General features: G+C 35.6%; 5 protein-coding genes. 1 reads left to right on the top strand and 4 read right to left on the bottom strand.

Going from position 1 to position 4,025, the window contains the following annotated elements:
- The 4 genes from FXW34_RS22665 to FXW34_RS22680 form a co-directional block, all read right to left on the bottom strand.
- Positions 1–818, bottom strand: an 818-nt coding sequence (locus tag FXW34_RS22665; RefSeq protein ID WP_147536284.1) for a sensor histidine kinase, incomplete at its 3' end; no start/stop codon positions are given.
- Positions 793–1,470, bottom strand: coding sequence for a response regulator transcription factor (locus FXW34_RS22670; RefSeq protein WP_147536285.1), 678 nt, complete (start codon positions 1,468–1,470; stop codon positions 793–795). The genes FXW34_RS22670 and FXW34_RS22665, both read right to left, overlap by 26 nt.
- 266 nt (positions 1,471–1,736) lie before the next feature.
- On the bottom strand, positions 1,737–2,645 hold the full coding sequence (locus FXW34_RS22675; RefSeq protein WP_147536286.1) for an Rpn family recombination-promoting nuclease/putative transposase: 909 nt from the start codon (positions 2,643–2,645) through the stop codon (positions 1,737–1,739).
- Between the two features lie 389 nt (positions 2,646–3,034).
- Entirely contained in the window at positions 3,035–3,511 is a 477-nt protein-coding gene (locus tag FXW34_RS22680; RefSeq protein WP_147536287.1) for an SRPBCC family protein, read from the bottom strand.
- A 198-nt stretch (positions 3,512–3,709) separates the two neighbouring features.
- Here FXW34_RS22680 and FXW34_RS22685 point away from each other — a divergent pair.
- On the top strand, positions 3,710–4,025 hold a 316-nt coding region (locus FXW34_RS22685; RefSeq protein ID WP_147535784.1), incomplete at its 3' end, for a MerR family transcriptional regulator.

Below are 4,025 nucleotides of genomic sequence, written 5' to 3' on the forward strand. Positions count from 1 at the left end.
ATTCCAATTCCTTCATCTTTAATAGACAGAATAACGTTATCTTCTTCATCTTCGGTTACATCAATAACGATCGCTTCGCTTTTCTCTACGTTAGAATACTTAATCGCATTTGATAGAATTTGCTCTAACATATATTGCGCCCATTTTTTATCTGTTAAGATTTCCAATTCATCCGGAATAATTACATGAGGATAAATGCCTTTATACCTCATTTCTCTTCTTCTTTCATTCAGTGCTTGATAGACTAGCTGTTTTAATGGAAATCGCTGAGGAATAAAATCATTTGAAAACTCTTCGATTCTAAGTAAGTTTAAAGCTTCTTCCAAGTTCTTTTTCAAAATATCGTTTTCTTCTTTAATATCTTCCATATATTCATCGTTTTCTCTTTCGGAGAGGCTTATTTCCGAGGCAAGGTGAATGACGGATACCGATGTTTTCATGTTATGAATCCATTGAGAAAATAAGGCATTTTTTTGGTTTTGTTTCACTTTATTGTCATAGAGCATTCTGTTATATTCCCGGTGGACATTGGAAAGAGTCGAAAAGACCAGTTTGTCTTTATTATTCATAACATGAGTAGAGTAGTTAGGGCTCTTTCGACCGTCCTCAATATCTTTTGCAAATTTATGATATTTACCTATTTCGTAGCCTAAATAAAGTACGAATAGCGTACAGCTCAAAAGAATTGGATATAATAAATCTTCACTTCCCATTAATAGCATATAGAATGATACAATCAGGAAAGTATTAATGATGTACACAAATATGATAACTTTCTTATCTTGAATGACATTAGTAATCAGTCGGATGAAGGACATAACCCAATCCCCTTTTAGTTGTAATGACATGTTCAAGACCTAGTTCTTTCAGCTTATTCTTTATTCTAGACATATTCACATTAAGTGTGTTTTCGGCCACGAATGTGTTATAGTCCGTCAACACATCAAACAAATCATCTCTACTGACCAATTTACCCGAGTTTTGCAACAATAGCTTGATGATTTTAAACTCATTCTTTGAAAGTTCTACTGTTTGATTTTCATATTGTAGCTTTAAACTATCCTCTAATAAAACCAGTTTCCCATCTTCTATTTTGTGTTCATTCGAAAATTGCATGGTTCGTCTTAACGCAGCGTTTATCTTTGCTAAAAGAATTCCTACACTGAAAGGTTTTGTAACATAATCATCTGCACCAAGCTCCATCCCTCTGATTTGTTCAGCCTCTTCACTTCTTGCTGATAAAATAATAATTGGCATCATGTGGCTTTTTCTAATTCGTTTCAAATAATAAAAACCATCAAACAACGGTAAATTAATATCAAGAATAATCAGTTTTGGTTCAATCTGATCAATGGTTTCCAAAATACCATTAAAATCTTCAATAGCGAATACTTCATAATCGTAAGCAGTCAAATATTTTGTAATATATTTTATTAACTTTAAATCATCTTCAATTAAAAGTATTTTCATCCCTTACCTCCATATGATTAATGTTGGTCCTAACTCTGTTTTTCTCCCGTAAATCTATTCAATTCCCCTAAATTCACTCACGTTTGATTATCCTGTAAGAACTATTTTACTATATCTTAACTGATTGCTTTTACAAACCTGAATAATTCTTACATCTATAACAATCTGGACCGATTGTATTTGTTGTGTACTTGCGAAAACGAAAAATGGAACCCTGGCTGGAGGATTCCATTTCTGTGTGTTGAAAGCTGAGACCATTTATTTAATTAAAGATTTTTCTTTAATTCCTCTAACTCATTACTGTTTAATTTTGTGATTCTTGCAATGACCTCAACAGTTAATCCCTCTCTAAGCATTTCCAAAGCAATCTGTTTTTTCTCCTCCATTTTACCTTCTTCTTTCCCCTTGCGATGATATCCCTGGAGATTGCTTAATTGGTCACGTAGCTCTTTCAACCTCGCTTCGTATTCAACACGGTTCTTCTTGTCCGCACTTAAGTTTTCCCATTCAATTAAAGCTTCACGAACTTCCTCAATATTCATCGCCCATTCCTCCAGTTCTGCCAAAATTTCACTGTGTTGAATTTTCCGTTTGGCGTCAGCTGCTGATAGCATCATCAGCCACGGCAATTCGTTTTCGTTTTGTTCTTTCAATTTCCGGCGGTATTTTTTCCATTGTACCATGAAACTGCTCAAGTCAATCAAATGGAATTCGAGTTTGTCAGACCAAAGAAATCCTTCTTCATCTTCTCTAATATGGAATTTTGTGTGAAAGCGATCAGTTTCTGATGGAAAAAGTGGATAATTGACAATGGTGATAAAAATCGTGGGAGGAAGTAACGTGTAAGAATCGCCTGAATTTAATGAAGAGGAAAACATTCGCGACCAATGATAAAGTGTTCGTTCCGGCATATCCTGCTGGTCTTTAATTTGGATTTCAACATTGATTCGTTCTCCTAAATCTGTAAATACGGTAACATCAAAGCGGACCGTTTTTCCGTCCGTACGATCTTTTACGTTTTCCGTATTTTCAAAAGTTAACTCAGTAATTCGCTCTTGGCCGTTTCTACCTAAAATGTCATTAAGAAAAGCAATCGTGATGTGCTTTCGGGTAGGTTGTCCAAATAACTGTTTGAACATAAAATCCATTTTCAAATCAAGGTATTCTTTTGTCATTGGAGGATCTTCCTTTCGGGGATTATGGAGAAAGAACTTGGGGATTAAGATTCGAATGGATGTATTTTCTCCTCTAGGGCATATTTCGCTATTCATTACGACATTTCCTTTTTGTTCAAAAAATCGTAACAATTCTTCAAGAAAAAATAGCTCATCATTACGTATTGGCGTTTGACTTACATGATCATTATTTCAGCCTCTAAATTCGATAATAGCATTTAATATGCTGGGTATGGAGGAAAACTTGACCCAGTTGAGCGGAGTTTTGAACCACTATTTGCGAACTACTAAACCAGTACATTGGAAAAGAAGTCCTTATTTTTAATAACAACGATTTATGTACATATCCTGCGAACAGCATAAACCAGAACTAGTTTCAGGTAGTTGTTTTATTGGCTAATGTTTGCGAGAAACTCTTCAAGTCGGTCCATCAGCTGTTCTGCACCTGGAACGGCATATGTTTTCACCTTTTCGAATGTATCAGCATTTTCTTCAAATACTGTGGAATAAGTGAGATTAGTCTTACCATCGATCTCTTCAAATGTTGTTGTAGCTAGAAAATGGGGAAACACATCATGTTTGAAGACGATTCGCTCTGGTTTAACGACCTCAACAAAGACATTAGTGTTAGGAAAATCCACACCATCAGGACCATGCATGATAAACTGCCAAATACCGCCCGGTTTCATATCAAACTTCTGAAAAGTCGTCGTAAAACCTTGTGGCCCCCACCATTTCGACAGGTGTTCCTCTTTGGTCCAGGCGTCAAACACAACACTGCGTAGAGCATCAAAAATGTGGGTAATCACTATTTCGCGATCACCTACTTGAGTTTCGATTTTGTTTGAATCGTTGTTTTGCTTCAAGTCGTTCCCTCCGATTTTAGCTAGATTTCCTAGTTTTTAAAAAAAGTACCAAGTAATGTCCTCTCCCATAAGCGCAACTATACATTGTTTATATTTCGCCATATTTTCCTTCTACTATACAAATATTTTTTTGAAATTTCATATTGACTCTCACGTTACGGGATACTTTATAGTAACTAGTGAAGGGAGCGAAACACGATGAAAGTAAAAGAAGTTGCTGATTTAGTGGGAATTAGTGTGCGCACACTACACCATTACGATGAAATTGGATTATTAATCCCTGAGGAAACCACTGAAGCTGGCTATCGAGTATATTCTGACGAGAATCTCGAAACCCTGCAGCAAATCTTATTTTTTAAAGAGCTAGGCTTCCCTTTGAAAAAAATCAAAGAAATCATCGATAGTCCGTCATTTGACCGGCAGGAAGCACTGATTATGCAACATAATATGCTTCTAGAAAAAAAGCGGCGGCTTGATAAAATGATTGGGACTATTGAAAAAACAATTCAACATT

The organism is Bacillus marasmi, from assembly GCF_902168435.1.
Lineage (GTDB): Bacteria > Bacillota > Bacilli > Bacillales > Cytobacillaceae > Bacillus_BU > Bacillus_BU marasmi.

What these genes read in the sequence shown, in the direction of transcription:
- FXW34_RS22670 (WP_147536285.1), bottom strand. Translation starts at nt 1,470, where the DNA reads ATGAAAATACTTTTAATTGAAGATGATTTAAAGTTAATAAAATATATT.
- FXW34_RS22675 (WP_147536286.1), bottom strand. Translation starts at nt 2,645, where the DNA reads ATGACAAAAGAATACCTTGATTTGAAAATGGATTTTATGTTCAAACAG.